Here is a 570-nt window from a genome sequence, read left to right as displayed (position 1 = left end):
GGTGGTGGCTCGCTCGGTGGTGGGCTCGGCGCCTGGTCGGGGGTCGGTGGTGTCTGGTCTGGGTGGTGGGTGAGGGCTGCGGGGCGGGTTGTTCGGGTGGTGCCCAGAGGGGTGGTCCATTCGACGACGTGCCCATCCGCGGCGGGGTCGCCGATGCGCTTGACGCTCTTGAGCTGCTGTTCCTTGTCGTTGCAGCAGGCGCAGACGCCCTGCCCGTTGTCCAGGCTGGTCGGCCCGCCGGTGGCGTGGGGGTGGATGTGGTCGATGTGTCGGATCGGGGCGTTGCAGTGCGGGCCGCGGCAGGTCCGGTCGCGCAGGCGGATGAAGCGGGCGAGCGCTGCCGGGAAGGCCCGGGCATGGGCTTCGATCGCGACGAGTTCCGGCGCCCGGGGATGCTCATACAGGCGCCGCAGCACCGCCCGCAGCGCCGGCCCGTCGGGCCCGTAGGACACCTCCGGACAGTCCTGCGAGAAGCCCCCTGAGGAGCCCTCCGAGGCGTGCCGGTCGCACGGATCGTGATGGGCGTGATGGTCCTGCTGGGCGCGCTGGGCGTGCTGGTCGTGCTGGTCG

Annotated in this window: 1 protein-coding gene; it reads right to left on the bottom strand. The window is 72.5% G+C overall.

The features are described 5' to 3' along the window. A partial coding sequence (locus D1648_RS17755; protein ID WP_164518802.1) for an HNH endonuclease occupies positions 1-570 on the bottom strand: 570 nt, incomplete at both ends.

The sequence above is a fragment of the Brachybacterium sp. EE-P12 genome (assembly GCF_003711805.1).
GTDB lineage: Bacteria > Actinomycetota > Actinomycetes > Actinomycetales > Dermabacteraceae > Brachybacterium.
The sequence above is the reverse complement of the archived record's forward strand: the minus strand, read 5'-3'. Positions and strand labels throughout refer to the sequence as shown.